Origin of the sequence: Pseudarthrobacter cremeus (assembly GCF_051857465.1) — a bacterium.
GTDB lineage: Bacteria > Actinomycetota > Actinomycetes > Actinomycetales > Micrococcaceae > Arthrobacter.
Genome location: NZ_JBPZHC010000024.1, coordinates 1 through 24,412 on the forward strand (window position 1 = coordinate 1; position 24,412 = coordinate 24,412).

A 24,412-nucleotide genomic window follows, 5' to 3' on the forward strand; every position below is an offset into this window, starting at 1 on the left:
GCCAACAAACTCAACAACCGGCCACGCCCCACACTGAACCTCGAGACCCCCAAACAACGTATGCGCCAACTCATCGCCGCCGCAGCCTAGCCCCAAAGTTGCAACGACCCATTGACTTTGAGCTCAATTATCGGGCAAGGAGTGACCCCGCGTTGCAGTAGGGGCGGGCCTCAGGTCCCGTCTTTCCGGTCCGCCGAGTCCTCGCCGTTCCTCTGCAGGAAGGCGAGCACGGCCGCCACCCTGCGGTGGACTCCCGACGCCGGGAGGCGGAGTTTGGTGAAGATGGCGTTGACATGCTTTTCCACAGTGGAGGAGGACAGGTAGAGCGCCTGCTCGATGCCCGCGTTCGTCTTTCCCTGTGCCATCTCCCGCAGGACGTCCAGTTCCCGCTGGGACAAGTCGGCGAGTGGGTTGGCCGCCGCCGCACTGCGGCGCCGGACCAGCGTATCCACGATTTGCGGGTCGATGACCGAACCGCCCGCGCGTACCTCCCGGAGCGCATGGACCAGGTCCTCGAGGTCGCCGATACGGTCCTTCAGCAGATAGCCCAGTCCCGCTGAGCCATCGGCGAAGAGCGCGAGCGCATAGCTCTGGTCGGCGTGCTGGGAGAGCACCACCACGCCCGTGTCCGGGTGCGCGGCCCGGATCACACGCGCCGCCTCGATCCCCTCCATGTGGTGGCCTGGCGGCATCCGGATATCCGTAAGGACAGCATCCGGAGAGAACCGCCGGACGGCATCCAGCAGTTCAGCGGCGTTGCCCGTGCATGCGACGACGTCGATCTCGCCGGAGTCCTCCAGCAGACGCCGGATCCCCTCGCGGACGAGGTAGTTGTCCTCGGCGATGACCACCCGCAGCACAGCCTGTTCATCCACTCCGGTGCTCCTGCCGCTCCACGGGGAGGTCCACCAGCACGGTGGTGCCGGACGGGTCGTGGCCCGAGACGTTGACAGTACCCCGCAAAGCCGCCACCCGGTCGCGGATGTTCGCCAGGCCCCCGGAGATCGCCGGCGGGAGTGGGCCGATGCCGCAGCCGTCGTCGGTGATAGCGATCTGCAGGTGACCGTCCTTCCGCTCCAGCCCGACGGAGGCGAGGGTCGCGTGCGCGTGCTTGGCCGTGTTGGCGAGCGCCTCCCGCACGACGTAGTACGCCGTTGTTTCCACGTCCTCCGGGAAACGCTCTGCCCGCATGCCGTCGTCCGCTTTCACGGTCAGTGGGATCGGAAACCGCGCCACGCTGGACTCGATGGCAGCCACGAGGCCGTTATCGCTCAGCACGGGCGGGTGGATGCCGTGTGCCAGCTCGCGGAGGTCGGTCAGGGTTTCCCGGGCCTGTTCCTGGAGTCCGGTCAGCTCGCCCGGCGTGAGCTGACCCCGCTGGAGGCGGTTCCGGGCAAGCCGGAGCCCGGCAATCTGGGCCACGACATTCTGCTGGATTCCATCGTGCAGGTCGCGCTCCAGGCGCTTCCTCTCGTCGTCCTGGGCAGCAACCAGGCGTTCGCGGGACGCCGTCAGATCGTTGAGTTGCTCGGCGAGTTGGGAGCTGAGCCGCACATTGGCCACAGACGCTGCGGCTTGGCCGGCGACTGTCCGCAACAAGGCCCGTTCGGCGTCGCTGTAGTCCCCGCGCCTGCGGGGGCCCACCTCGATGCGCCCCAGGGTTTCGTCTGCCCGCGCAAGGACGCACGAGTCCACCGGCTCCCCCGTCACTTCCCCGGCCACACCCTTCGGCGACTCGGCGAGGCCGCCGTCGGGTCCTGCCAGCCGGATGCGCACCCAACTGGCGTCAAGACCAAAACGCACGGCTTCAGCCAGCCGCGTCAGCAGGTCGCCCGGCTCGACGGACTGCTCGAGTTGGCGGCCAAGCTGGCTGAGAACCGTCAGCTGGCGGTCCCGGTCGCCGAAGATGGCGCGCTGGATCCAGTTCCCCAGCCAGCTGCGCAACGGCAGCAGGCAGATGGCGAAGACGGTGGTGAGCAGGATCGCGCCAACGACCGTCAGTCTGTCGGCGAACAACACGGCCGGCGTCGCGGTCCCGATCCCGTACAAAACCGTGATCAGGAGATTGGACGAGCGGGCAGTAAGCCGCCCGCGGTCACCCGGTGCGATATCAAAGGCTCCATACCGGAGGATGCCGTGGATGGCCGCGACAGGAATGGCGATGAGCGACGCGAAGACTGCCACCGCGACCGCGTTGGCCCAAGGCGGCGGGACGAACGTCCACAGGATAAAGGCGGCAAGGGACGCCGTGACCACCCAGGTCACCACGCGCATGCGTGCACGGACTTCGGCTTCACTGAAGAGCGCCCGCGAGTAGAGCACGCCAAGCCCCAGCATGACGCTCGGCCACGGCTGGTAGATGAAGTAATGCACCGCCGGGGCGGCCCACTCCAGCGAGGACACTGCGTACGGATTTGCAACAGCTTCGCCGGCGATGCCGGTGTAGGCGGGCATGACGACGTGCCGGGTTGTCAACAGGGTCAGTGGCCCCACCAGCACCGGCACCCACAGGAACCCGACGGCGATCCGCTGCCACCTCCGTTCCGGAATGCCGGTGGGATAAGTGGCGAACATGATCAGGAAACCGGCAGTTGATACTTCATCCGCTGTCAGACCTATGGTGTTGAAAAGCGGAAACCATGGCTCATGGATCAACCCGGCGTTCCGCTGCACGAACGATTCATACGCCGATCCGACCGCCATCGCGGTAGACGCCAGGGCGATGAAGATGGCTGAACGGGACAGCGAGACCGTGAGCAGCCACATTCCGAACACAAACGTGGGGAGCACACCGAGCAGCGGCCAGGCGAGGGCGTGATCCGCTGTTGAATCAATGAATCCCCGGACAATGACGACATACAACAGCGCCGCCGTCCCGATCGGAGCCAGCGTGGCAAGCAATCCCCATCTTCGGAGCACAGTTTCATGATCCGCCTATTGGGCGGTTACAGGGAGGGGGTCTCCCCCACCTTCCCTGGCGGCTGGCCCCCATTGAACCGTGCTGGACTCCCCCGTTACGGGCCGTCCGAAGCCCTCCTAACGTGATGTCCAGCGGATGCCATCGAACGGCATCCGCACGAACAGGAGGACATCATGCGCAGGACCTACTCGATCATCGCCTGGATCATCGCCGGCGGTGTCGCCGTCCAGGCCGCGTCGATCGCCTTCGGCCTCGGCGGGATGGCGCACTACATCCAGGATGGCGGCGTCATCGACAAGGCACTCGTGGAGAGCCGCCAGACGACGACCTTCACCGGAGAACTTGGCTTCCCGATCCACGCCATCGTGGGCGGGATGGTCATCCCGCTCGCCGCCCTCGCTTTGCTTGTGGTGGCGTTCTTCGTGAAAATGCAGGGCGCACGTCTGTGGGCCGCCGTCGTGCTTGGCGTTGTGGCGCTGCAGATCACCCTTGGATACTCGATCACGGACATGCCCTACCTCGGCCTGATCCACGGCGCGAACGCACTGGCAGTGTTCCTTTCCGCCGTGTACGCAGCGCGGCGCGTCAGCCACCCCACGGCAGCCAAGGCTGTGGAACATGCCTCAAATGCAGTCGCGACGTGAACTCCTCGGGCGCATCGCCGTCGGCATGGTGGTGACCGGCGCCCTGGGACTGGGCGCGCTGGGATGGGGATCCACTCTGCTGGGCGAGTACTCGGTCATGGACATGGGCAGCGGAAACACCGGCCACGTCCATGGCTCGGGCGCCGGCGCCGGTTCCGGCACCGGCTCCGGCTCCGGCGCTCCCGGCGCTCCCGGTCAGGTCAGCGCGGTCAGCCTGACCGGGCTGATCGCGGACCCGCTTCGGAATCCTGATGTCCGCGTCAAGCTCGTCGCCCGCCAGCAGACCATCGACGTTCCTGGCGGGCGTCCGGTTGATGGGTACACGCTCAACGGCACCTCCCCGGGCCCCACCATCCGGGCGCGGCAGGGAGATCTCGTGGAGGTGGCCTTCATTAACGAGTCGGTCGCCGCCGGCGCCACCCTGCACTGGCATGGCATCGATGTGCCGAACGCGGAGGACGGGGTAGCGGGCATCACGCAGGACGCTGTTCCGGCGGGAGGCCACCACGTTTATCGGTTCGTCGCAGCGGATGCGGGGACCTACTGGTACCACTCCCACCAGGTGTCCCATGAGCAGGTTGAGCGCGGGCTGCTCGGTGCCGTCGTGATCGAACCTCCCGGGCCGTCAGCGAACGACGCCGAGACGGAAGTTATCGCGCTCCTGCACGTTTACGGGGGCCAGCACACGCTCAACGGGCGGGTCCAGGACGAACACGTGGCCGCTGCCCCCGGTTCCACGGTGCGCACCCGCATCATCAACACGGACCAGGGCACGGCCGCTGTCTGGTCCGCCGGGGCCTTCCGGGTTGTGGCAACTGACGGGCACGAGGTTAACCACCCGGCCGCCGTCGAGGGCCGGACGGTGCGGATCCCCGCGGGCGGGCGTTTGGACGTCACCTCGCAGGTCCCTTCGCAGGGCTCGGTGCGCCTCCACGTCGGCGGGGCCAGGAGCATATCCATCGGCGATCCGGCGGTGACCGCACCGGCAGCGCGGCAGCCCGCCGGGACGCTTGACCTGCTGACCTACAGCACACCCGCACCGCTCGGATTCGACGCAGCGGCGCCGGACCTGGCGTTCGATTACGTGATCGGACGGCGCTACGGCCTGATCGACGGGCGTCCCGGCAACTTCTGGACCATCAACGGACAGCTTTTCCCCGATGTCCCGATGTTCCATGTCCGCGAGGGCAACGTCGTGGCGATGCGCATCGTCAACGAGACGGGCGAGGTGCATCCGATGCACCTGCACGGCCACCATGTCGTCGTCCTTTCACGCGACGGCGTGCCGGCATCCGGGAGTCCCTGGTGGGTCGACTCGCTCGACGTCCACCCCGGCGAGTCCTACGATGTAGCCTTCGTGGCCGACAACCCGGGCATCTGGAGCGACCACTGCCACACCCTCCCCCACGCTGTGGACGGGCTCGTCGCCCACCTGATGTACGAGGGGGTCTCCACCCCGTTCACCATCAACGGCGCCGCCGGCAACCAGCCCGAATAACACTGCAACGCGGGGTCACTCCAAGCCCGATAAACCTCGATTATCGGGCCGGGAGTGACCCCGCGTTGGTGTTAAGCGGCGGCGTGCCCGTTTGATTCTGGCAATGAGGCCCTGAAAATCCTCGGCGAGATCGTCCGCGTTCGGTTTGAAATAGGACCATCCGGCGTTGATGAAGAATTCGTCGCGGCGGTTATCACGCGACTGCTGTTCCCTCGACCGGTGATGCTCGCCGTCGTACTGCACTGCGATCCGGTGTTTTCGAAAACCAAGGTCGGCTGCGGGCGACCACGGATCGTCGGGATCAAGACGGAGCTGCAATTCGGGTTCAGGCAGGTGCGCGTCCGCGAGCGCCAGCCGAAGGAACGTTTCCGGGAACGAATCCGACCCCACCCGCATCTCATCCAGCGCCAGCCGCGCCTTTTCGACGCCTTTCATGTTCGGATGCTGCCGGATCAGCAGGCACAGACCTTCTTTGAAGGCGAACGGCGTGCTGCGGAACTCCAGCTCCGGCCGGGGAACGCGGATCAGTTGGTCTCCCATGGCCACGACATACCGCAGCGGGAGCTCGTGGGCCAGGTCAAGCCACGTCCGTGCGGGCCCGCTCACCCGGATCCCGTCGATGTCCACGACTTCGCCGGGAACCACGTGCACCCGGTGGCCGATGACGCCGGCCCGCCGCACCCTGGGCAATCCATGCGGCTTGCTGAGGTGGAAGCGCGGCTCTTGGTCCAGCCAGGGCGGAAGGCCTAGATCGAAGAAAGCAGCCGCTGTCTCGTGGGACACCCAGGCGCCAGGAGTAGCAGCGCAGAGCACGCGTGCACGATCCATCAGGGAAAGGTCCCGGCCCGCGTGCGTCCGGATCAGCCGCCCTGCACCAACCAGGTCCTTGGCCCGCAGGCGGTTTGGTGCAACTTCCAGCGCCTGTGCCTGGTAGACCGTAAAAGGAAGCTTCGAGAGCTCCTCGGGAAGTGGCTTCGCCGTAACCATGGCACCAAGTCTGCACCCTGGCGGGATTCCCTTCAGAAGTTATCCACAGGACAGCCCCAGAGCCGGCAACGCGGGGTCACTCCGCGCCCGATAAACCCCGATTATCGGGCAGGAAGTGACCCCGCGTTGCTTTAGGCAGGTTGCATTGGTGGTCAGAGGCTGAGCCGGGCCACCGCTTCCTCGCGCATCTGAACCTTGCGGATCTTCCCGGAAACCGTCATGGGGAAGCTCTCGCGGATATCCACGTACCGCGGGATCTTGTAATGTGCCAGCTGTCCGCGGCAGAATTCGGCGACGGCGGCCGCGTCCAGCGGTTCCGCGCCGGGCTTGAGGATGATGCAGGCCATCAGTTCCTCGCCATACTTGGCGTCCGGCACACCGATCACCTGCACGTCCTGGATGGAGGGGTGGCTGAACAGGAACTCCTCGACCTCGCGCGGGTAGATGTTCTCGCCGCCGCGGATCACCATGTCCTTGATCCGGCCCTCGATCACCACGTAGCCGTCCTCATCCATCCGGGCCAGGTCGCCGGTATGCATCCAGCCCTCAGCATCAATGGCCTCGGCCGTCTTGTCAGGCTGGTCCCAGTAGCCCTGCATCACCGAGTAGCCGCGGGTGCAGAGTTCGCCGATCCGGCCGCGCTCCAGCACTTCGCCCGACGCCGGATCCACAACCTGGTTTTCCAGCCGCGGCATGGTGCGGCCAACCGTCTCCGTGCGCTGCTGGAGCGTGTCGCCGTCGCGGGTCATGGTGGACACCGGCGATGTCTCGGTCATGCCATAACAGATGGCCACATCCAACATGTTCATCTCGGAGATGACCCGGTTCATCACCTCAATGGGGCACAGCGAGCCCGCCATCACGCCGGTCCGGAGCGTTGACAGATCGTAGGAGGCGAAGTCAGGCAGGGCCAGCTCGGCGATGAACATGGTGGGGACACCGTAGAGGGAGGTTCCGCGGAAGTCCTGCACGGCCTCCAGCGCAGCCGCAGGATTGAAGCCGCGGCCCGGAATGATGGTGGCGGCCCCGTGGCTGAGCGCGGCAAGGTTCCCGATGACCATCCCGAAGCAGTGGTAGAACGGCACCGGGATGACCACCCGGTCATGCTCCGTGTAGCCCAGCAGCTCGCCGATCGAGTAGCCGTTGTTCAGGATGTTGTGGTGGGTCAGCGTGGCACCTTTTGGGAAGCCGGTGGTCCCGGAGGTGTACTGGAGGTTGACGGGGTCGCGGGGGTCCAGTTCGGCCATCCGCGCCTTCAAGCCGGAATGCCCGACGTCGTCGGCCCGCTTAAGCAGCTCGGCGTACGTCAGCTCCTGGTCGCTTTGGGGGACCCCGGCGTCGAGCCCCTCCGTGCCGGAGTCCGGCAGGAACACCAGTTCCCGGAGATCCGGACAGGTTGCCAGCGCCTGGCGCGACATACCCACGTAGTCGGCGGTGCGGTCCGACGGCGCAGCCACCAGCATCCGCATGCCGTTCTGCCGCACCACAAACTCCAGCTCGTGGCTGCGGTACGCGGGATTCACGTTCACCAGGATGGCGCCGGCCTTGGCGGTGGCGTACTGCAGGATGGTCCACTCCGCGCAGTTCGGGCTCCAGATACCCACCCGGTCACCCTTGGCAACACCCAAGGCGAGGAGCGCACGCGCGAGGCGGTCGACGTCGTCGTTCATCTTGGTGTAGCTCCACCGGCGGGCATCGGCGCCAGCCACCGCCGCCGCCTCGATCAGCGCGTCATGGAAGGGAAACCGGGCCACCACCCGCTCAAAGTTCGTCCCGATGGTCTCTTCGAGCAGCGGGACGTCAGTGTCCCCGGCTGTGTAAGCGCGCATGATGGCACGCTACACCCTGCGCTCCCCGGTATTGTGAAATCCATGACTGCACCCATCGACCTTTTGGCAACATTCATCCCCAACGAGGGCGAGTTCTTCCGCGTGAAGCTCGCCCTGGAAATCGCCATTGACGAGGTGGTGAACGAGCCCGGCTGCATCCGCTACGAGCTGACCGAGGCCACCGAAGAGAAGCTGGTCCTGACCGAGCAGTGGGCGTCCGAGGAGGACCTGGAGAAGCACTCCAAGGGCACGGCCGTCCAGGACCTGAATGAGTCCCTCAGCGCGTTGCTGGCCGAGCCGGTGAAAATCGAACGGCTGTAGACGTCCGCAAACACCAACGCGGGGTCACTTTTCGCCCGAAGAACCGAAGTTATTGGGCGAAAAGTGACCCCGCGTTGCTTTAAGGAAAGTCAGTCCTGCGGTCCGCCCGGCTGGCCGGCAGCCGCGGCTTCCGCCTGCGAGCGCGCCACGTGGGCGTGGACCTCGTCCATGTCCAGGGCCTTGACGGCGTCAACCACCTGTTCGAGCTGCTGGGCGTTCAGGGCGCCGGGCTGCGAGAACACCAGGACCTTTTCGCGGAACGCCATCAGCGTGGGGATGGACGTTATTCCGGCTTCGGCGGCGAGCTGCTGCTCGGCCTCGGTGTCCACCTTCGCGAACAGGACGTCGGAGTGCTTCTCCGATACTGCCTTGTAGGTGGGCCCGAACTGCTTGCAGGGACCGCACCACTCAGCCCAGAAGTCCACCAGGACAATGTCATTGCCCTCGATGGTCGATGCGAACTGTTCACCTGTGATGTCTACGGTAGCCATGGGTTCAACGGTACGCGAGCGTGCGGCCGATGTCGCGGCCAGGGCCCCCTGTTCGCTTCACGCGTCATCGGGAATAAGGATGAAAGTCCGTGTACAGGCGGCCCCAGGGAGCTTACCCTTGGGCTCATCAGCCGCTGGACACGGGTCAAGGAGGGTGCATGACCGCTGCAATTTCAGCCAGGTCGCTCACCAAGAAATTCGGCCGGCGTGAGGTTCTCCATGGCATCGATTTCGCCGTCGAGGCCGGATCGGTCTTCGGCGTGATCGGCCCCAACGGCGCAGGCAAAACCACCACCATGCGCTGCCTGCTGGACATCATCCGCCCCTCATCGGGGGAAATCCGCGTCCTGGGCGTGGACCCGCGGGCGGGGGGCCCGGAACTCCGCCGCAGGATCGGATACCTTCCCGGCGAACTGTTCCTCGAAGGCCGCGTCACTGGACGCAGGCTCCTGGACCACTATGCGGCGATCAGCGGCCCCGTGGCTCCTGGCAGGATCGATGAACTGGCCGAGCGGCTGGGGCTGGACCTGGACCGGCACACCAGGAAACTTTCCAAGGGCAACAAGCAGAAACTCGGGCTGCTGCAGGCGTTTATGCACGACCCTGAACTGCTGGTCCTGGACGAGCCCACGAGTGGCCTGGATCCGCTGGTCCAGCAGGAGTTCCACGCGATGGTCCGCGAAGCCCGGCACAAGGGCCAGACCATCTTCCTCAGTTCCCACGTCCTGAGCGAAGTCCAGCAGACCGCGGACACCGTGGCCATCCTGCGCGACGGCCGGATCATCACCGTGGAGTCAGTCAGCGCGCTGCGTGACGCCGCAGTCCGGCGGATGCGGCTTACCGCGCAGGGGATTTCAGCGCACGACGCCGCGGCGCTGCTGGGGGCCGTGCCCGGGGTCGGACATGTGGAGGTGCTTGAGTCCGGTGACGGTGTCACCCTCGCTGCCACTCTCGAGGGGGACATCCAGCCGCTTGTCCGGGCCCTGGGGATGCTGGAGTTAAAGGAACTGGTCCTGGAGGAGCCCGATCTGGAGGAATCCGTCCTGAAGATGTACTCGAGCCCGCAGGCGGTGGCGAAATGACTACCGTGCTGCCGCTGTTCCGCCGCGCCTTCTTTGACACCTGGCGCTCCACCGTGGGCTGGGCGGCCGGGCTGGCCGCCGCGATCTTCCTCTACCTGCCGCTCTACCCTTCCCTCGGCGGGAGCGATCAGATGCAGCAGATGATCAACGCGCTGCCGGCGGAAATGACCAAGGCCTTGAATTACGACCAGATCGCCAGCGGGCCCGGCTACACCCAGGCGGCCCTGTTCGGACTGATCGGGTTCCTGCTGATGACCATTGCTTCCGTCTCCTGGGGCGCCGCCGCGGTAGGCGGGGACGAGGAGTCCGGCCAGCTTGAACTCACGCTCGCCCATGGTGTGACGCGCAGCCAGGTGGTGCTCGAACGGGCCCTCGCCCTGCTGCTGAAGGTGGTCCTGCTGGCGGCCCTCGTCTTCACCCTGGTCCGGCTGCTCAACGATTCGGCAAAGCTGGACATCCAGCCGGAGAACCTGTTCGGCGCTGCCGTTCTTTTTGCCGGGCTGGCCCTCCTGAGCGGAACAGCCGCCCTGTGCGTGGGCGCCATCACCGGGCGGCGAACCTATGGCCTCGCCGCCGGCGCCGCGGTGGGAGTGCTGGGCTACGTCTTCAACGCCGTAGGACGTCAAAGCAAGGACGTGGAGTGGCTGCTGAACTTCAGCCCTTACCACTGGGCCTACGGCAATTCGCCCGTAGCAAACGGTGCGGATTGGGCGGCGGCCGGATGGCTCTGGGGCATCTCGGCGGGCCTGGTGGTACTGGCTGTGTTTGCTTTGAGCCGCAGGGATGTGGGCGCCTAGGTCCGGTCCGCCACTTCTTCCCAGACGTGTGGCGCCGGCGTGCGGCTGCCGGGGAGGGCGTTTGTTTCACGCCATTCGTGGATCCAGGCGGGGAGTTCGAGTCCTGCCGGGGGCTGGCCGAACTCACGCAGGATGTCCTCCTGGCTGACCGGTTTGCCCTTGCTGACCAGGCGGGTGGCGATATAGGCACGGGCGTAAATTTCGCCGTCGGCCACCATGCGCTGCTCGAAGTAGATGGCCTTGGCGTCCAGGCCGATGATCCTGGTCTCTATGGTGTAGTCCTGCCACAGCTGCAGCGATTTCCGGAAGGCGATGGTCTCCCCTGCGGCCACCGGACTCCAGCCGCGCCGCCGCATGGTTTTCCAGACGCCGCTGCGGACCATGAGATCGAAACGGCCCAGGTCCATCAGGGAAAAGTACATGCCGTTGTTGACGTGCATGGCGATGTCGATGTCCGTGGGCAGCACCTTCAGCGGCAGGGACGAAGTGTCCCAGATGGTGAGCGCCTTACGGCGGGCGGAGGTGAAGAGCATCAGGACAGTTCGCAGGAGGAGGTGCATTCCCTAATGTTACCCGGCGGTAACATCGCAGGTAAACCCACCGCCATCACCCTGACCCGGAAGGGGATCGCGCCGCTGCGGCAGGAGATTGCCGAGTGGCGCGAGATCTCCAGGCTGAAGGAACGCCGCAGCCTCTGACCTGCGGGTATGTAAGCAGGTAGTCACGCCAGGGGTTGAGTAGACGGCGGCCCGCGGCCAAGTATTCCGCGGGGAAATTCGGGTAACGCCTACTCGTGCCGGGCCCGTTCCCGTTTCCTAGACTCGGAGTTCCTAGGGCCGAATAAGTTGCTGGCGCATCCTCCGAGCTGGGGTGGGTGATGCCGCTTCATAGTGGAGTTTCCGTATCTTCTGGGTATGCGGACGACTCCCATCGTGCGCATCCGTGCGCGGTCCGGTCACGGCCGGGACTGCGTTTGCGCATCACACCCCGATCCGTCCTGCAACCTGGCATTTAGCGGACTTACACCGCTGTGCCGTTGACTGGGCCGACCTGCGATGGGCAACCCCATGAATCAGTTGACCGTAAATACGACCGAACCACCCCACCGAAACTTCGAAACCGATATCCCGCGGGCAGACCTCACACCAGTGCGCAATCCCGTCAGTAACCGGTTGTGGGCCGGAATGGCCATCGCGGCAGTCGCCTCCGCCGTCGCCGTGGGAGCCATTGCGGGACCGCCCCGTGCGGCCGAGATTCCCCCGCCCGCAGAGACAAGTACGACGGCGGCAGCACCAGTTGTGGCCGTCGCACGGCCGCTGGTGGCAGTGCCGTTGGACGACCCGTCCGGGGGCCCAATCCAGCCGGCCGCAGGCCAGGCTGCGCCGACCCCCGCAGAGGCCGCCGCTACACCGGCAGCTCCTCCCCCACCGGCGCCCGCCCCTGAACCTGCTCCCGCCCCTGCTCCTGCTCCTGCTCCTGACGCGAACACCTACACGGTGGCGCCCGGCGATACCGTCGGCGGGATCGCGGCCAGGTTCGGAGTGGACATGAATGCGATGCTCGCGGCCAATGGCCTGGGCGCCTACAGCATCATCGTCCCCGGCCAGATCCTGAAGCTGAGCGGGCCCGCCGTCGCGGCTCCTGCCTCCGCGCCGGCCACAGCCGCTGCGGCACCGGCTGCAGTTTCGCCCGCGCCGGCACCGGCACCGGTTGTCCAGGCGGCACCTGCAGTCCGGACCATTTACGTGGCAGGTGCCGGCGGTCAGTCCATGGTGGACGCGTGCATCGGGCCGATCCACTACACACCCAACGACGGTTATTCACTCTTCATCACGGAGCACGATTTCTGCGGCGGCTGGGCCCGCTTCTCGGGGATCGGCGTGGGCGAAACGGTCAGCATCCCGGGCTACGGGACGTTCACCGCCACGGCGCGAGGCCAGGTACCTAACCCCGGGACCACCAACGACGTCATCCGGGTCTTCGGCGGTTTTCCCAGGGCCATCCTGCAGACCTGCATCCCGGGCACCAGCCAGATGCTCCTGATCGCGCTGAACTGACTCCCTCTCAGCACAGGCCAGCGCCACGGAGCGGACTCCGTGGCGCTGGTTTCCGTCGGGTCTGATCCGACTACACCGAATGGCGTTCCGAAATGTGCTCCACCAGTTCGCCCACACGCGCTTCGGAGTAGTTGCGCGCGATGTCGCCCTGGCTGATGATCCCGACCAGCTTGTGGTCGGCAATGACCGGGAGCCGGCGTACCTGGTGCCGCTCCATCAGCTCGATGGCGGCATCAACATTCGCGTCGGCGTCCACCCAGTGCGGTTTGCCTGAGGCGAGGTCGCGGGCCAGTACTTCGCGCGGATCGCGGCCGGCGGCGACGCACTTGAGCACGATGTCACGGTCGGTGATCATGCCCTTCAGCTTGCCATCGTCCCCGCAGATCGGCAGTGATCCGCAGTCCAGATCCTGCATCATCTTGGCGGCATCTACGAGAGACTGGTTTTCCTTAATACACCTTGCATCGGTAGTCATGAATTCACGTACAGCACTCATTGGTCCTCCTTCATCGATTGAGGTATCGACGCAGGGCACCGGGGCTCGTGCGCCGATGCTGCCAGCCTACGCCGCAGCCAACTCCGATGTCGACGACGGTTTGCTACTGTTTTTGGGCACAAAAAAGCTCCGGAACCTGGTGGTTCCGGAGCCTTTTCATTGGGTGGCAGATGAGGGATTCGAACCCCCGTAGGCGTTGCCAGCTGATTTACAGTCAGCCCCCTTTGGCCGCTCGGGTAATCTGCCGAACTTCAAAAGAAGATCACCCCCGGCTGCAGTGTTCAGAACGTCCGTTTCCGGGCCGTTCCGCTTCCAGTAACCGCGGGCAAGACAACTTTACAGAACTTCTGCCGAAGAATCGAATCGGCGCGGAAGGCAGTCGAAAACGGCCCGGAAAGCCCCTCAATTCCGCGGAACAGAGGGAAATTACACCTCGCCCAGTATCCGTCCGGCGAGCCTGGCCTCGAACTTCACCGCCTGCTCCTCGGTGATCTGGTTCAGCTGGACGGCCCGGAGCAGGTCCTCGCTCACGCCGTCCATGCGGGCAGAGGCGTCCGGGACAGGACTGAAAATAATGGAGGCGGCGATTGCCGCTGCGGCAACCGAGGTGGCTGCGGTGGCAACTGCTCCGGCGGCGGCAGAGGTTGTTCGGGTGACGTAGCGGACGGCTTCGCGGTGCATTGCTTTCCCTTTCGGACTGCTTTTCAACTGCTCCAACTCTCCCCGGCCCGGCTTCGTTCCCGCAGTGCGTCCGCTAGGAGGGAACTGTGAATCCGCAACGGCGCCTCATCCACTGCAGCGCGGCTGCGGATCCGTATTAGGCTGGAATACAGAGATCCCCGCCCTGCAGAGGCATGTCAGGGTACCCATCAACGTAAGGAGAGTCATGGCAGGCGAGTCAACGTTCGACGTCGTAAGCAAAGTGGACAAGCAGGAAGTGGCCAACGCACTGAACCAGGCGCAGAAGGAACTGGTCCAGCGTTACGACTTCAAGGGCGTCGGCGCCGAGGTCGATTTCAGCGGCGAAAAGATCCTGATGAAGGCCAACTCGGAAGAACGCGTCCTGGCAGTCCTGGACGTGCTCCAGTCCAAGCTGATTCGCCGCGGCATCTCGCTGAAGTCCCTTGACACCGGCGAGCCGTACGCGTCCGGCAAGGAATTCCGGCTGGAAGCCACCATCAAGGAAGGCATCGAGCAGGATCTGGCCAAGAAGATCAACAAGCTGATCCGCGACGAGGGTCCCAAGGGCGTCAAGTCCCAGATCCAGGGCGACGAACTCCGCGTCTCGTCCAAGTCCCGCGATGACCTGCAGTCGGTGATGGCCTTGCTGAAGGACTTTGACGAGGCTGACCTGCAGTTCGTCAACTTCCGCAGCTAGCCGCGCCCGGCCGTTTTCGACGCGCATAATATTTGCCGCTGCTTAGAGACGCCGGCGCTACCATGATTCGGGTAGCGCCGGCGTCTTTGTGCGTCGAGGGCGGATTTGTGCGTCACCTGCTCAGGGAACGCCCGACGACGGGACGCTAGGTCAGCGGGCGGCCGGCCATCCGTTCGAGCCGGACAATCCGGTCCTGCATGGGCGGGTGCGTGGCGAACAGCCTGGTCATGCCGCCGCCGCGGAACGGGTTGGCGATCATCAGGTGCGAGGTGTTGACCAGCTTCTGCTCCTGCGGGAGCGGAGCGATCCGCACCCCCTGCTCAATCTTGCGCAGGGCTGAGGCGAGCGCCAGCGGGTCCCCGGTCAGCTGTGAACCGTCCTCGTCGGCGTCGTACTCCCGGGTCCGGGTGATGGCGAGCTGGATCAGGGAGGCGGCAAACGGCGCGAGCAGGGCCATGGCCAGCATGGCCAGCGGGTTGGAGTTGCGGCGGTCGCCGCCGCCGAAGAACAGCAGCATCTGGCCCACGGACGTGATCACGCCGGCCACCGCGGCCGCCACGGACGAGGTAAGGATGTCCCGGTTGTACACATGCATCAGCTCATGCCCCAGGACCCCGCGCAGCTCCCGGGCATCCAGCAGCTGCAGGATCCCTTCGGTGCAGCAGACCGCGGCATTCCGGGGGTTGCGGCCGGTGGCAAACGCGTTCGGGTTCATGGTGGGCGAGAGGTAGATGCGGGGCATCGGCTGGTTGGCCCGGACGGAAAGCTCGCGGACGATCTGGTAGAGCTGGGGCGCCTGGGCCTCCGTAACGGGGTAGGCCTGCATGGAGCGGATGGCGATCTTGTCGCTGTTCCAGTAGCCGTAGGCCGTGGTGGCCACACCGATGAGGGACATGATCCAGATAGGCGCCGAACTGCGGGTGTTCAGCCCGATCAGGCCGCCCAGTCCAAGAAGCACTGCCCAGAGGGCGCCGAAGAGCGCCGCAGTCTTGAGGCCGTTGTAATGCTTGTGCACGTCGGCTCCTCCGTCTCCTGTGGCCGGTCCTAAGGCACCGGGTTATGGGCATCGTACTTCCTGAAGCCCGGCTGCAGCTGCGCCGCCAGCCATGCGACGGCGGTGCACAGAATCCCGCCGAGCAGCAGCACCCAGCCCTCACTCAGAATTTTAGTCCCGGCGCCCGCCAGCAGGTCACCCACGCGCGGGCCGCCGGCCACCACCACGATGAAGACCCCCTGGAGCCGTCCGCGCAGGTGGTCAGGGGTGGCCGCCTGCAGGATGGTGTGCCGGAAGACGGCGCTGATGGAGTCCGCGATCCCGGCCAGGGCACAGCACAAAGCCGCCGGTACCAGCCAGACCGTAACGCCGCCGTCGCCCGTTCTTCCGGCCAGAAGCACCACCGCACCGAAGCCGGCGATCGACGAGCCCCAGCCCATCACGGACCACACCACGGCACTCCCCTGCCACCGGACACGGCCCAGGGGCCCGGAAAAGAGCCCGGCCAGGAACGCACCCACCGCGGTGGAAGCGAGCAGGATTCCCACCGTGGACTCGCCGCCGCCGATCATCACCGCACCGATGGCCGGCATGAGCGCCCGCGGCTGTGCAAGGATCATGGCCACGAGGTCGATGATGAACGTCATCCGAAGGTTGGGCCGGGTGCCCAGGAACCGGAAGCCCTCAATGACAGACCTGATGCCGGCCCGCCCCGCACTGCCCGAAGGCGGCATGGACGGCAGCCGGAACACAGCCCACAGCACAAAAGCGAAACTGATGAAGTCGATGGTGTACGTCCAGCCGAAGCCCACCCAGGCCACCAGCACGCCGGCCAGGAGCGGTCCCACCGTCATGGCCAGCCCGAAGGAAACCATGCTGAGCGCGTTGGCGGCAGGCAGCAGTTCCTTGCGGATGAGCACGGGGATGATGGCGCTGCGTGCCGGCTGATTGATGGCCTGGGCGCCGCTTTGCAGCGCCACGAGCAGGTAGAGCACCCAGACGTTTCCGAGCTGGAGCCAGGACTGGAGGGCGATCAGGCCCGTGGTCAGCCAGAGGACGGAAGTGGCAAGGAGGGCAACGGCGCGGCGGTCGTGCGAGTCGGCGATGGACCCGCCCAACAGGCCTCCGAACATGAGCGGCACGAGGGCAAAGACACCCAGCAGGCCCACATAGAAGCTGTCCTGGGTGAGCCGGTAGACCTCCAGGCTGACGGCCACCAGGGTGAGCTGGCTGCCGACGGCGGAAACTGCGGAGCCCAGCCAGAGCCGGCGGAAGGCAGGGCTTTCCTTGAGCGGTGTGATATCGGCCAGCAGTTTCCCCACCCTGCAACCCTAGTGGCCACATCCGTCACACCTTTTGTCACTCGCTTGGTATCCTCAGGCGGGGAAGGAGTTGGCTTATGAATCTGTCCAGACGGTTGCTTTACGCATCGGACATCTGGGAAGTGGCCCGGCCCCGGACGGCCCTGACCGCCGGCCATCTCCTCATCCGGCTGAGCAACCCGGCCATTGCCTTCGACCTGCGGTCCGCCGCGGACTGGCTGGTGTGTGCGGGTGCCGCCCGCCGGGCCCTGGCTGAGGTACTGGGCGCCACGGGCTTCGCCGTGGTTTTTGCGCATCAGTGGCACCCCATCGGCTCAGCGATCGGCGAGCCTGAAGTGGAATCCTCCACGCCAACGTTCCATCTGTTCGGCCGCTGGGACGGCGAGACCGTCAGCCCCGGCGGGCAGTTGCGCCTTCCTGCCCAGCGCCGGCTGCCGGTGGCGGCCAGTGAACTTGTTAAGTACGACGACGGCCTCCGGGCTGCGCTGCGGCGCTCGGCCTTGGCGCGGGCGGCTGCTGCGGAGCCGGAAGCCGCGAACCGAGAGGCCGCGGGCCGGGAGGCGGACGTGGAGGCTGCGAGGCGGGACGCGGGCGTGGAGGCGCCGCCGAATGACCTGCCGGCGGTCCTGTCCTGGTCACCGGAACCCAACGTCGGGCCGCGGCACACCATGCTGGCAACGGATTCCGGCACTCCGCACATCGCCCCGGCTGATTTGCTGGCAGCGGCCGCTGCCCTGCCGGGCCTGGTCACGCGCCTCGGGGTCAGCGGGCTCAGCTGCATAGCTGCCGATGCCGCAGGTCCCCGGCTGGAGATCCATGCCCTGGGCCGCTCGGTGGGCGAGCCGGTCAATCCCTTGGAACTGCTGCTCAAGCTTCCGGAGGTTAGCCAAGCCTTATTGTGATGAGTTCATAATAAGTGCTTCAATGGAGCCATGACGGAGAACTTTGGCGGCCACGACGCATGGGCTGCTGCCCTGCGTGCCCACGGCCGCCGGGTGACCAAACAGCGGCTCGCCGTGCTGGCTGCCGTCGAACATCATCCGCATTCCCCCGCGGAGAGCATCCTGGCCGCCGCGCGTGCCGAGCTCCCCGAACTGACTGCACAGTCTGTGTACGTGGTCCTGGGTGACCTGACGGACCTGCACATGCTGCGCCGCTTCGAGCCGCCGCATTCGCCCGCCCTGTACGAGACGCGCGTCGGCGACAACCACCACCACGCCATCTGCATCAGCTGCGGCCGCGTTGAGGACGTCGAGTGCGCTGTCGGGCACGCCCCCTGCCTCACCCCGCACTGGGATGAAAACGCCAGGCCGATGACCATCCAGATTGCCGATGTGATGTACCAGGGCATCTGCCAGGACTGCCAGCAGTCCCAAAAACTTCCTTCTGAACGTCCCTCACAAGTAATCGAGTAATAGGAGAACAATTGACTGTCATTTCAACCACCCAGTCAGGTGCGCCGGTCACGTCCGACGCGCATTCCCAGGCCGTCGGCGCCGACGGTGCCATCATCCTCACTGATCACTACCTGATCGAAAAGCTTGCCCAGTTCAACCGGGAGCGGGTGCCGGAGCGTGTGGTGCATGCCAAGGGCGGCGGCGCGTTCGGTACGTTCAGGACCACCACGGATGTCTCCAAGTACACCAAGGCCGCGTTCCTGCAGCCCGGTGTTGAGACCGAGATGCTGATCCGGTTCTCCTCGGTCGCCGGTGAGGCCGGTTCCCCGGACACCTGGCGCGATCCCCGCGGTTTCGCCGTGAAGTTCTACACCTCCGAGGGCAACTACGACCTCGTGGGCAACAACACCCCGGTCTTCTTCATCCGCGACGGCATCAAGTTCCCGGACTTCATCCACTCCCAGAAGCGCCTCCCGGGCACGCACCTGCGCGACGCGGACATGCAGTGGGACTTCTGGACCCTGTCCCCCGAGTCCGCGCACCAGGTCACCTGGCTCATGGGCGACCGCGGCCTGCCGGCCTCCTGGCGGGAAATGCAGGGCTACGGCTCGCACACCTACCAGTGGATCAACGCCGAGGGCGAGCGTTTCTGGGTCAAGTACCACTTCAAGTCCAACCAGGGCGTCAAGTCCATCACCGGTGACCAGGCCGAAGAACTCGCCGGCTCGGACGCGGACTTCTACATCCGCGACCTCTCCGAAAACATCGCTGCCGGGAACTTCCCGTCCTGGGAACTGCACGTCCAGGTCATGCCCTACGAGGACGCCAAAACCTACCGGTTCAACCCGTTCGACCTCACCAAGGTCTGGCCGCACGCGGACTACCCGCTGATCCACGTCGGCACCATGGAACTGACCCGGAACCCGGAGAACTACTTCGCGCAGATCGAGCAGGCCACCTTCGCGCCCTCGAACTTCGTCCCGGGCATCGCCGCCTCACCGGACAAGATGCTGCAGGCCCGCATCTTCTCCTACGCCGATGCACACCGCTACCGCGTGGGCACCAACCACGCCCAGCTCCCCGTGAACCTGCCCAAAAACCAGGTCAACAACTACAGCCAGGACGGCGCCGGACGTTACCACTTCAACGCCCCGTCCGTTCCGGTCTACGCCCCCAACTCCGTGGGCGGCCCGGCCGCTCTTGAGCCGGCTTCCCCCGCCGGTGGCTGGGAGAACGACGGCGAGCTCACGCTGTCCGCGCACTCCCTGCACGCCGAGGACGGCGACTTCGGCCAGGCCGGCACCCTGTACCGCGAGGTGTTCGACGACGGCGCCAAGGCCCGTCTGCTCGACACCATCACCGGTGCTGTCGGCGGTGTGAAGACCCCCGAAATCAAAGAACGCGCCATCCAGTACTGGACCAACGTTGACGCCGAACTCGGCGCAAAGCTGCGCGCGAACCTGGGCGCGGCTCCCGCCGCCGACTCCGACGCCGAAGCAGCCAACAAAATCGGCTAATCCCTGTCCGGCCTTCGAGCCAGCACATCCGACACCCCGCCACGGTTATCCGTGGCGGGGTGTCCTGCGTTCCGGAGTTTTGCGTCCGCCGTCCAGCGTTCCGGGTGCGCTGCGTTCCGGGCACGTCACGTCGGAGATTTCCACATAGGTGCGGGCCGCTCTGGCTGGCGCTGCCTGTGATCCCTAGGATCACACCATGACTACTTTCCTAGGCATTCCCCCAGGGGCCTTCGCGTTCTATGCGGAGCTTGAGGACAACAACAACCGGGAGTGGTGGCTGGAGCACAAGGACAGCTACATCAGCCTGGTCCGGGATCCGCTCACGGCCCTGCTGGCGGAGCTGGAACCCCGGTTCGGCCCGGCGAAGATCTTCCGGCCCAACCGGGATGTCAGGTTCTCACCGGACAAGTCCCCCTACAAGACCGCGCAGGGAGCTTTCGCCTCGGCTCAGGAGGGTGTCGGGTACTACATCCAGGTCAGCGCAGACGGGCTCCTGGTGGGCGGCGGATACCACTCCCACACCCCGGCCCAGCTTGCACGCTTCCGGAACTCCGTCGACGCGTCCGGGACAGGCGAGTCCCTGCGGCAAATAGTTGACGGCGTAGCTGCTGCCGGCTTCGCGGTGGAGGGTGAGAAGCTCAAGACCGTGCCGCGTGGCTTTGACCGGGACCATCCGCGGGCTGAGCTGCTCAAGCATAAGTCGCTGTCCGCGGGCGTCGAGCTGGGCCAGCCTGAGTGGGCCGCAACGCCGGCTGCGGTACAGGAGATCGCGGCGCGTTGGGACAAGCTGCGGCCACTGGTGGAGTGGGTGGGCCGGCACGCGGCTCCGTGACGGGCCAAGGGTTAAGTTTGCCCGGCAGGTTTGCCCGCGGCAGGTTTGCCCGGCAGGCTTTCCCCGGTTGAGTTGCCCGGCTGCCTGGGTCAGGACAGCCGGGCGCTTACTGCTCAGGCCGTCGTCGAGCCGGACGCAGGCGTGCCTGCCACTGGAGTTCCTGCCGTCGACGCGCTGGCCGGGGAGCTGCTGGCAGCGGCTGGGCGGTGGCCCTTCTTGGCCAGCTGGATCTGCTCGTAGACGTGGTGCCGCAGCTCGGTGAACCGCGGCAGCGAACGGGTCTCCAACTGGTCGCGCCCCTCCGGGAGGTCAATCACGATGTCCTCCTGGATTACGGTCGGGGAGCTGGAGAGGATGATGACCCGCTCGCCAAGGTAGACGGATTCGTCGATGTCGTGGGTCACGAAGAGCACGGTCACGCCGAACTTCTTCCAGACCACCCGGATCAGGTCCTCCAGGTCCGCACGGGTCTGGGCGTCCACTGCGGCGAACGGTTCGTCCATCAGCAGGACTTCGGGCTGATAGGCGATGGCCCGGGCGATTGCCACGCGCTGCTGCATTCCGCCGGAGAGCTGCCAGGGATAGGACCGCGGAACGTGTGACAGGCCTACGGCCTCCAACGCTTCGTCGACGATCCGGTCACGCTCCGCCTTGTGCATGCCCTGGTTCTTCAGGGGCAGCTCCACATTGTCGCGGACCCGCATCCACGGGAACAGAGAGCGGCCGTATTCCTGGAACACCACTGCCATCTTCTTCGGCGGCCCCACCACGCGCTTTCCGTCCAGCAGCACTTCGCCTTCGGTCGGGGCCATCAGCCCGGAGATACATTTCAGGAGGGTGGTCTTACCGGAGCCTGACGGGCCCACCAGACAGGCCAGCTCGCCCGCACGGAGATCGAAAGTCAGGTTCCGGACGGCTTCGACGTCGCCGCCGTCGGTCTGGTAAACCTTCTTCAGGCCGCGGACGGAGAGCATCGGCTCCGGGCTTCCTTGAGTTGGGTCAGGCTGCATTTTCTACCTCTTTCTGGCCGTGGTACCAGCGCAGGATGTTCCGCTCGGCCCACTGGAAGATGAATGACATGGCCACGCCCAGCAGTCCGAGAACCACGATTCCGGACCACATTTCCGGGATGGCGAAGGACCGCTGGAACTGGACGATGGTGAAGCCCAGTCCGGAGGAAGAGGCAAACATTTCGGAGATGACCATCAGGATCAGCCCAAGGGACAATGACTGGCGCACGCCGGCCAGGATCTGCGGACTGGCGGACGGCAGCACCAGGTAACGGACCCGGGCCCAGCCACTGATCCCGTACGTGTGGGTGGAGTCGGAGAGCACCGGGTCAACAGCGCGGACACCTTCAATGGTGTTCAGCAGCACCGGCCAGACGCAGCCGGAGATGATGACAACCACCTTCATGGCGTCGGTGATGCCCATTAGCAGCATCAGGACCGGGACCAGGACAGGGGGCGGGACGGCCCGGAAGAATTCCAGCGTGGGCTCCAGCAGGGCCCGGAGCCACTTGATCGATCCGATCAGGACGCCGCCGACGACGCCGATGATGATGGCGGCAATGACGCCCACCAGGAGCCGTCCCAGGCTGGGCAGCACGTCGCTGAAGAAACGGTTCCCGAACCAGACTTCACCGAATGTTTCGACCAGGTTGGCAGGAGTGGGGACGAAGAAGTTGGGCTTCCCCAGCGTTGAAGCCCACCAGACCAGGACCAGCAGCACCGGCAGGCCCACTATGTAGCCGAGAGTCTTCAGACTTTTCACACGATCACCTCCGAACGGACGGACGGGTGCCAGGACAGCGTTTTCTTCTCGATGAACCGCATCAGCACGTTGATCAAAACGCCGATCAGGCCGGTGGCGAGGACCAGGGCGTACATGCCGGAGATGGCGCCGCCTGACTGCGCGAGGGCGATTTCGCGGCCAAGACCCGGCGAGCCGATCACCAGCTCCGCCGTGATGGCCAGGACCAGCGCCACCGTTGCCGCAAGCCGGACGCCGGTCATCAGGTAGGGCAGTGCCGTGGGGAAAACGACGTAGCGGATCCGGGCCATCCGACCCAGGCCGTACGTCTTGGCGGTGTTGTTGGCCACCATGTCCACATCGGCCACACCGTAGAGGACCTGGATCAGGACCTGCCAGAAGGCTGCGTAGGTAATCAGCATCAGGGAGGACTCGATCTTCACGCCGAAGAGCAGCACGGCGAGCGGAATCAGTGCCACGGACGGGATGGGGCGCAGGAATTCAACCGTGGAGTTGGTGGCCTTCCGGAGGAAGTCGCTGGAGCCGATGATGAAGCCGGCCAGCACCGCCAGGGCGACAGCGATGACCAGGCCAAAGAACCAGGCTTTCATGGTCTCGCCAACCGAAACCCAGAAAGCGGTGAGCCCGAAATCGACAGCCAGGGCGGCGATGACCTCGCTGGCCGGCGGCAGATACCGCTGATCGATAAGTCCAAGCCGGGGGATAAGTTCCCACGTAACCAGGAACCCGATGATCCCCGCGACGCCGAGCAGTTGCCTGGTTGGAATCCCGCTGGGCTTCCTGCGGCGCCGCTCCACGCCGGGTGCGGCGCCACCGGAGGTTGGTGTTTTCAGTCTCACGGGAGGAGATCGTCCGCGCTCGGCGCCTTGGTCAGCGTGCCGTACTTGGCGGCGGCCTCACCCAGGGTCTTGAAGGCATCCTTGTTGAACTCAACGCGGTAGCGCGGCAGGATCATCTTCGCGCGGGTTGCCTCGTCGATCTTGGTATAGGTGCCCACGATGTCGCGGACTTCCTGCGGGTGTGCCTGGGAGTACTCCAGGGACTTGTTCATCGCGCGGGTGAATTTCGCCGTCAGCTCCGCTTTGCCCGCGATGGTATCCGCCTTGGTGAAGTAGCCGGCGATGTCCAGTTCGGGGCTCATCTCCACGAAGTTCGAGGAGACGATCGTTCCGCCTTCAGCTACTGCCTTGGACAGGAAGGGCTCGAGGATCCACGCTGCCTCCACCTGCTTGTTGGCCAGGGCGGCCGGTGCGTCCGGGAAAGCAACCTCAACGAACTTCACGCCGCTGGGATTGCCGCCGTCCTTTTCGATGACCGATTTGATCGTGGTGTCGCCGATATTGGACAGGTTGTTTACGGAAACGGTCTTCCCCGCAAGATCCTTCGCTGACTTGATGCCCGATCCGGCAGGGACGACGACGCCGCCAATGTCCTTGCCCTTTTCTCCGGTGGTGGAGGCGCCGTTGGCGACGAACTTCAGGTCCAGACCCTTGTCCTTGGCGACCATGACTGAAATGAGGTTCGAGAAGGCGAAGTCGAAGCTGCCGCTGACAATCCCCGGGACGATCGCTGCGCCGCCGGTGGCCGTCTGGATATCAAGCTGCAGTCCCTCATCCTTGAAGAAGCCCTGCTTGGCGCCCAGAAAGATCGGCGCGCAGTCCACGATCGGAATGACGCCGACGCTGACCTTCGTAAGCGTCGCGTCGCCCGTGGCCGCGCCGGAACCCGTGCCGCCGCCGGTGGAACTTGGCGAACCACTTCCGCAGGCGGCAAGGCCGAAGACCGATGCAGCGGCCAGGGCTGCGAAAATACGACGTTTCATGTTCACTCCTATGTGCACATGGCGCGGGCCTAAGCTCACCCTACGCCCGGTTGTTCGAGATTCGAACAGGCGTTCGAATTTAAGTTTGAACCAACTCTAATGTGAGGTCAACCACACGAATCACATTGTTACAGCTCCCAGACGGCGGTGTCAGTAAGTGTTACCTAACGGGCGCGCCGTGCACACAAAGAAGGGCAACTACTGCAACGCGGGGTCACTCCGCGCCCGATTCCGGGGAAGGATCGGGCGCGGAGT

General features: G+C 65.4%; 26 protein-coding genes and 1 tRNA gene. 12 read left to right on the top strand and 15 right to left on the bottom strand.

Features of this window, described 5'->3' with window-relative positions; translation table 11 throughout:
- Positions 1–170: 170 nt before the first annotated feature.
- Positions 171–875 carry a response regulator transcription factor gene (locus ACS5PJ_RS22060; RefSeq protein WP_439436980.1) on the bottom strand — a complete coding sequence of 235 codons (705 nt, stop codon included), beginning with the start codon at positions 873–875 and terminating at the stop codon, positions 171–173.
- A complete protein-coding gene (locus tag ACS5PJ_RS22065) occupies positions 868–2,919 on the bottom strand; it encodes a GAF domain-containing sensor histidine kinase (protein WP_439436981.1) in 2,052 nt (683 codons plus the stop codon). Before ACS5PJ_RS22065 ends, ACS5PJ_RS22060 begins: the two co-directional genes overlap by 8 nt.
- Before the next feature lie 174 nt (positions 2,920–3,093).
- Between ACS5PJ_RS22065 and ACS5PJ_RS22070 the strand changes: the two genes are divergently transcribed.
- A complete protein-coding gene (locus ACS5PJ_RS22070) occupies positions 3,094–3,564 on the top strand; it encodes a hypothetical protein (RefSeq protein ID WP_439436982.1) in 471 nt (156 codons plus the stop codon).
- Complete coding sequence (locus ACS5PJ_RS22075; protein WP_439436983.1) at positions 3,548–5,062, top strand: multicopper oxidase family protein; 1,515 nt, start codon at positions 3,548–3,550, stop codon at positions 5,060–5,062. Before ACS5PJ_RS22070 ends, ACS5PJ_RS22075 begins: the two co-directional genes overlap by 17 nt.
- A 15-nt stretch (positions 5,063–5,077) precedes the next feature.
- Here ACS5PJ_RS22075 and ACS5PJ_RS22080 read toward each other — a convergent pair whose 3' ends face one another.
- Both ACS5PJ_RS22080 and ACS5PJ_RS22085 read right to left on the bottom strand, forming a co-directional pair.
- Positions 5,078–6,049 (bottom strand): hypothetical protein, encoded by a 972-nt coding sequence (locus ACS5PJ_RS22080; RefSeq protein ID WP_439436984.1) that lies wholly within the window; start codon positions 6,047–6,049, stop codon positions 5,078–5,080.
- Positions 6,050–6,201: 152 nt separating this feature from the next.
- The gene (locus ACS5PJ_RS22085; RefSeq protein WP_439436985.1) at positions 6,202–7,878 is read right to left on the bottom strand and encodes an AMP-binding protein; all 1,677 of its coding nucleotides are present in this window, start codon (positions 7,876–7,878) and stop codon (positions 6,202–6,204) included.
- Between the two features lie 42 nt (positions 7,879–7,920).
- On the opposite strand from ACS5PJ_RS22085, the gene ACS5PJ_RS22090 reads away from it, so the two are divergent.
- Positions 7,921–8,199 carry a putative quinol monooxygenase gene (locus ACS5PJ_RS22090; RefSeq protein WP_439436986.1) on the top strand — a complete coding sequence of 93 codons (279 nt, stop codon included), beginning with the start codon at positions 7,921–7,923 and terminating at the stop codon, positions 8,197–8,199.
- Positions 8,200–8,288: 89 nt separating this feature from the next.
- On the opposite strand, the gene trxA is transcribed toward ACS5PJ_RS22090, so the two are convergent.
- Entirely contained in the window at positions 8,289–8,690 is a 402-nt protein-coding gene (gene trxA / locus ACS5PJ_RS22095; RefSeq protein WP_439436987.1) for a thioredoxin, read from the bottom strand.
- A 158-nt stretch (positions 8,691–8,848) separates the two neighbouring features.
- Between trxA and ACS5PJ_RS22100 the strand changes: the two genes are divergently transcribed.
- Positions 8,849–9,772, top strand: coding sequence for an ABC transporter ATP-binding protein (locus ACS5PJ_RS22100; RefSeq protein WP_439436988.1), 924 nt, complete (start codon positions 8,849–8,851; stop codon positions 9,770–9,772).
- Positions 9,769–10,569 carry an ABC transporter permease subunit gene (locus ACS5PJ_RS22105; RefSeq protein ID WP_439436989.1) on the top strand — a complete coding sequence of 267 codons (801 nt, stop codon included), beginning with the start codon at positions 9,769–9,771 and terminating at the stop codon, positions 10,567–10,569. Before ACS5PJ_RS22100 ends, ACS5PJ_RS22105 begins: the two co-directional genes overlap by 4 nt.
- Here the strand turns inward: ACS5PJ_RS22105 and ACS5PJ_RS22110 are convergent.
- Complete coding sequence (locus ACS5PJ_RS22110) at positions 10,566–11,129, bottom strand: acyl-CoA thioesterase (RefSeq protein WP_439436990.1); 564 nt, start codon at positions 11,127–11,129, stop codon at positions 10,566–10,568. The genes ACS5PJ_RS22105 and ACS5PJ_RS22110 overlap by 4 nt on opposite strands.
- Positions 11,130–11,135: 6 nt before the next feature.
- On the opposite strand from ACS5PJ_RS22110, the gene ACS5PJ_RS22115 reads away from it, so the two are divergent.
- Together ACS5PJ_RS22115 and ACS5PJ_RS22120 are read left to right on the top strand one after the other, a co-directional pair.
- The gene (locus tag ACS5PJ_RS22115; protein ID WP_439436991.1) at positions 11,136–11,267 is read left to right on the top strand and encodes a hypothetical protein; all 132 of its coding nucleotides are present in this window, start codon (positions 11,136–11,138) and stop codon (positions 11,265–11,267) included.
- 369 nt (positions 11,268–11,636) lie between these two features.
- The gene (locus ACS5PJ_RS22120; RefSeq protein WP_439436992.1) at positions 11,637–12,626 is read left to right on the top strand and encodes a LysM peptidoglycan-binding domain-containing protein; all 990 of its coding nucleotides are present in this window, start codon (positions 11,637–11,639) and stop codon (positions 12,624–12,626) included.
- 70 nt (positions 12,627–12,696) lie between these two features.
- On the opposite strand, the gene ACS5PJ_RS22125 is transcribed toward ACS5PJ_RS22120, so the two are convergent.
- From ACS5PJ_RS22125 to ACS5PJ_RS22135, 3 genes are all read right to left on the bottom strand, one after another.
- Positions 12,697–13,122 (bottom strand): CBS domain-containing protein, encoded by a 426-nt coding sequence (locus ACS5PJ_RS22125; RefSeq protein ID WP_439436993.1) that lies wholly within the window; start codon positions 13,120–13,122, stop codon positions 12,697–12,699.
- Positions 13,123–13,286: 164 nt separating this feature from the next.
- Positions 13,287–13,368: transfer RNA gene (locus tag ACS5PJ_RS22130), tRNA-Tyr, on the bottom strand.
- A gap of 180 nt (positions 13,369–13,548) precedes the next feature.
- Positions 13,549–13,803: a hypothetical protein gene (locus ACS5PJ_RS22135; RefSeq protein WP_439436994.1), complete on the bottom strand. Its 255-nt coding sequence runs from the start codon at positions 13,801–13,803 to the stop codon at positions 13,549–13,551.
- A gap of 205 nt (positions 13,804–14,008) precedes the next feature.
- Here ACS5PJ_RS22135 and ACS5PJ_RS22140 point away from each other — a divergent pair, with 205 nt between their 5' ends.
- A complete protein-coding gene (locus ACS5PJ_RS22140; protein ID WP_439436995.1) occupies positions 14,009–14,500 on the top strand; it encodes a YajQ family cyclic di-GMP-binding protein in 492 nt (163 codons plus the stop codon).
- 145 nt (positions 14,501–14,645) lie between these two features.
- On the opposite strand, the gene htpX is transcribed toward ACS5PJ_RS22140, so the two are convergent.
- Both htpX and ACS5PJ_RS22150 read right to left on the bottom strand, forming a co-directional pair.
- The gene (gene htpX, locus ACS5PJ_RS22145) at positions 14,646–15,515 is read right to left on the bottom strand and encodes a zinc metalloprotease HtpX (protein ID WP_439436996.1); all 870 of its coding nucleotides are present in this window, start codon (positions 15,513–15,515) and stop codon (positions 14,646–14,648) included.
- A 29-nt stretch (positions 15,516–15,544) separates the two neighbouring features.
- Positions 15,545–16,816 (bottom strand): MFS transporter, encoded by a 1,272-nt coding sequence (locus tag ACS5PJ_RS22150; RefSeq protein WP_439436997.1) that lies wholly within the window; start codon positions 16,814–16,816, stop codon positions 15,545–15,547.
- 77 nt (positions 16,817–16,893) lie between these two features.
- Here ACS5PJ_RS22150 and ACS5PJ_RS22155 point away from each other — a divergent pair, with 77 nt between their 5' ends.
- From ACS5PJ_RS22155 to ACS5PJ_RS22170, 4 genes are all read left to right on the top strand, one after another.
- Entirely contained in the window at positions 16,894–17,718 is an 825-nt protein-coding gene (locus tag ACS5PJ_RS22155; RefSeq protein WP_439436998.1) for a hypothetical protein, read from the top strand.
- Positions 17,719–17,748: 30 nt separating this feature from the next.
- Complete coding sequence (locus ACS5PJ_RS22160) at positions 17,749–18,231, top strand: Fur family transcriptional regulator (protein WP_439436999.1); 483 nt, start codon at positions 17,749–17,751, stop codon at positions 18,229–18,231.
- Positions 18,232–18,242: 11 nt separating this feature from the next.
- On the top strand, positions 18,243–19,730 hold the full coding sequence (locus ACS5PJ_RS22165) for a catalase (RefSeq protein ID WP_439436426.1): 1,488 nt from the start codon (positions 18,243–18,245) through the stop codon (positions 19,728–19,730).
- Between the two features lie 196 nt (positions 19,731–19,926).
- The gene (locus tag ACS5PJ_RS22170) at positions 19,927–20,562 is read left to right on the top strand and encodes a DUF2461 domain-containing protein (protein ID WP_439437000.1); all 636 of its coding nucleotides are present in this window, start codon (positions 19,927–19,929) and stop codon (positions 20,560–20,562) included.
- Between the two features lie 113 nt (positions 20,563–20,675).
- On the opposite strand, the gene ACS5PJ_RS22175 is transcribed toward ACS5PJ_RS22170, so the two are convergent.
- Genes ACS5PJ_RS22175 through ACS5PJ_RS22190 form a run of 4 tightly spaced genes read right to left on the bottom strand, consistent with a single transcriptional unit; the run spans position 20,676 to position 24,157 of the window.
- Positions 20,676–21,572, bottom strand: coding sequence for an ABC transporter ATP-binding protein (locus ACS5PJ_RS22175; RefSeq protein ID WP_439437001.1), 897 nt, complete (start codon positions 21,570–21,572; stop codon positions 20,676–20,678).
- Positions 21,562–22,335, bottom strand: a complete 774-nt coding sequence (locus ACS5PJ_RS22180; RefSeq protein WP_439437002.1) for an ABC transporter permease — start codon at positions 22,333–22,335, stop codon at positions 21,562–21,564. Before ACS5PJ_RS22180 ends, ACS5PJ_RS22175 begins: the two co-directional genes overlap by 11 nt.
- Positions 22,332–23,174, bottom strand: a complete 843-nt coding sequence (locus ACS5PJ_RS22185) for an ABC transporter permease (RefSeq protein WP_439437003.1) — start codon at positions 23,172–23,174, stop codon at positions 22,332–22,334. Before ACS5PJ_RS22185 ends, ACS5PJ_RS22180 begins: the two co-directional genes overlap by 4 nt.
- Positions 23,171–24,157, bottom strand: coding sequence for an ABC transporter substrate-binding protein (locus ACS5PJ_RS22190; RefSeq protein WP_439437004.1), 987 nt, complete (start codon positions 24,155–24,157; stop codon positions 23,171–23,173). Before ACS5PJ_RS22190 ends, ACS5PJ_RS22185 begins: the two co-directional genes overlap by 4 nt.
- Positions 24,158–24,412 lie beyond the last annotated feature (255 nt).

Coding starts and splice junctions, on each gene's coding strand:
- ACS5PJ_RS22070 (WP_439436982.1), top strand. CDS start 3,094: ATGCGCAGGACCTACTCGATCATCGCCTGGATCATCGCCGGCGGTGTC.
- ACS5PJ_RS22075 (WP_439436983.1), top strand. CDS start 3,548: ATGCAGTCGCGACGTGAACTCCTCGGGCGCATCGCCGTCGGCATGGTG.
- ACS5PJ_RS22080 (WP_439436984.1), bottom strand. CDS start 6,049: ATGGTTACGGCGAAGCCACTTCCCGAGGAGCTCTCGAAGCTTCCTTTT.
- ACS5PJ_RS22085 (WP_439436985.1), bottom strand. CDS start 7,878: ATGCGCGCTTACACAGCCGGGGACACTGACGTCCCGCTGCTCGAAGAG.
- ACS5PJ_RS22090 (WP_439436986.1), top strand. CDS start 7,921: ATGACTGCACCCATCGACCTTTTGGCAACATTCATCCCCAACGAGGGC.
- trxA (WP_439436987.1), bottom strand. CDS start 8,690: ATGGCTACCGTAGACATCACAGGTGAACAGTTCGCATCGACCATCGAG.
- ACS5PJ_RS22100 (WP_439436988.1), top strand. CDS start 8,849: ATGACCGCTGCAATTTCAGCCAGGTCGCTCACCAAGAAATTCGGCCGG.
- ACS5PJ_RS22105 (WP_439436989.1), top strand. CDS start 9,769: ATGACTACCGTGCTGCCGCTGTTCCGCCGCGCCTTCTTTGACACCTGG.
- ACS5PJ_RS22110 (WP_439436990.1), bottom strand. CDS start 11,129: ATGCACCTCCTCCTGCGAACTGTCCTGATGCTCTTCACCTCCGCCCGC.
- ACS5PJ_RS22115 (WP_439436991.1), top strand. CDS start 11,136: ATGTTACCCGGCGGTAACATCGCAGGTAAACCCACCGCCATCACCCTG.
- ACS5PJ_RS22120 (WP_439436992.1), top strand. CDS start 11,637: ATGAATCAGTTGACCGTAAATACGACCGAACCACCCCACCGAAACTTC.
- ACS5PJ_RS22125 (WP_439436993.1), bottom strand. CDS start 13,122: ATGAGTGCTGTACGTGAATTCATGACTACCGATGCAAGGTGTATTAAG.
- ACS5PJ_RS22135 (WP_439436994.1), bottom strand. CDS start 13,803: ATGCACCGCGAAGCCGTCCGCTACGTCACCCGAACAACCTCTGCCGCC.
- ACS5PJ_RS22140 (WP_439436995.1), top strand. CDS start 14,009: ATGGCAGGCGAGTCAACGTTCGACGTCGTAAGCAAAGTGGACAAGCAG.
- ACS5PJ_RS22155 (WP_439436998.1), top strand. CDS start 16,894: ATGAATCTGTCCAGACGGTTGCTTTACGCATCGGACATCTGGGAAGTG.
- ACS5PJ_RS22160 (WP_439436999.1), top strand. CDS start 17,749: ATGACGGAGAACTTTGGCGGCCACGACGCATGGGCTGCTGCCCTGCGT.
- ACS5PJ_RS22170 (WP_439437000.1), top strand. CDS start 19,927: ATGACTACTTTCCTAGGCATTCCCCCAGGGGCCTTCGCGTTCTATGCG.
- ACS5PJ_RS22175 (WP_439437001.1), bottom strand. CDS start 21,572: ATGCAGCCTGACCCAACTCAAGGAAGCCCGGAGCCGATGCTCTCCGTC.
- ACS5PJ_RS22190 (WP_439437004.1), bottom strand. CDS start 24,157: ATGAAACGTCGTATTTTCGCAGCCCTGGCCGCTGCATCGGTCTTCGGC.